This window comes from Paraburkholderia sediminicola (genome assembly GCF_046027825.1).
In the GTDB taxonomy this organism is placed as follows: Bacteria; Pseudomonadota; Gammaproteobacteria; order Burkholderiales; family Burkholderiaceae; genus Paraburkholderia; species Paraburkholderia sediminicola_D.
In genome coordinates this window covers 1-1,395 of record NZ_JAQQDU010000225.1, presented here as the reverse complement: position 1 = coordinate 1,395, position 1,395 = coordinate 1, and the positions used below count along the sequence as shown (strand labels likewise).

Genomic DNA, 1,395 nt, shown 5'->3' with positions numbered 1-1,395 from the left:
ATCCTGATCGAGTCGAACGAAGACCTGCAGCCGCTGGCGGTGGCCAAGCTGCTGAAGGCGCTGGTCGACAAGGAGCAGCCTGGGCTGGTTATTCTGGGCAAGCAGGCGATCGACGACGATTCGAACCAGACCGGCCAGATGCTGGCTGCGCTGGCCAACCTGCCGCAAGCCACGTTCGCCTCGAAGGTTGTCGTGGCCGACGGTAAGGCGACGGTCTCGCGCGAAGTGGACGGCGGCGCTGAAACGCTGTCGCTGAGCCTGCCGGCCGTGATCACGACCGATCTGCGCCTGAACGAGCCGCGCTACGTGACGCTGCCGAACATCATGAAGGCGAAGAAGAAGCCGCTGGAAGTCGTCAAGCCGGAAGATCTGGGTGTTGATGTGACGCCGCGCCTGAAGACGCTGAAAGTCGTTGAGCCGCCCAAGCGCTCCGCCGGTGTGAAGGTGCCGGATGTGAAGACACTGGTCGAGAAGCTGAAGACCGAAGCCAAGGTGCTGTAAGGAGACGGACGAAATGACGAATCTGGTAATTGCAGAACACGATAACGCGTCGATCAGGGCCGCGACGCTGAACACGATTGCCGCCGCGCAGAAGATTGGTGGCGATATTCACGTGCTGGTCGCAGGGCACAACGCACAAGCGGCGGCGGATGCGGCAGCGAAGATTGCGGGTGTTTCGAAGGTGCTGCTGGCCGACGCTGCGCAACTCGAAGCGGGTCTGGCAGAAAACGTCCAGGCCACCGTGATGAACATCGCGAAGGACTACACGCACATCCTCGCGCCGGCGACTGCCTACGGCAAGAACATCGCACCGCGTATCGCGGCGAAGCTGGACGTCGCGCAGATCAGCGACATCACCGCAGTGGACAGCGCCGACACGTTCGAACGCCCGATCTACGCCGGCAACGCGATCGCGACGGTGCAATCGGCTGATCCGATCAAGGTCATCACGGTCCGCACGACCGGTTTCGACCCGGTTGCAGCAGAAGGCGGCAGCGCGACGGTCGAGAAGATCGAAGCGGCAGCGGATACCGGCCTCTCGCAATTCGTGAGCCGTGAAGTGACGAAGCTGGACCGTCCGGAACTGACCTCGGCGAAGATCATCGTCTCGGGCGGCCGGGGTCTGGGCAACGGCGAGAACTACACGAAGGTTCTGGAACCGCTGGCCGACAAGCTGAACGCAGCGCTGGGCGCATCGCGCGCAGCCGTCGATGCGGGCTTCGTGCCGAACGACTATCAGGTCGGCCAGACCGGCAAGATCGTCGCGCCGCAACTGTATGTGGCGGTCGGTATCTCGGGTGCGATCCAGCATCTGGCCGGCATGAAGGACTCGAAGGTGATCGTCGCCATCAACAAGGACCCGGAAGCGCCGATTTTCAGCGTCGCCGATTATGG

Annotated in this window: 2 protein-coding genes; both read left to right on the top strand. The window is 62.8% G+C overall.

All coding sequences use genetic code 11. The annotated features are described in order from the left end of the window. On the top strand, positions 1-501 hold a 501-nt coding region (locus tag PQQ96_RS41975), incomplete at its 5' end, for an electron transfer flavoprotein subunit beta/FixA family protein (protein ID WP_408303296.1). Between the two features lie 13 nt (positions 502-514). After that, the coding region (locus tag PQQ96_RS41970; RefSeq protein ID WP_408303295.1) for an electron transfer flavoprotein subunit alpha/FixB family protein at positions 515-1,395 on the top strand (881 nt) is incomplete at its 3' end.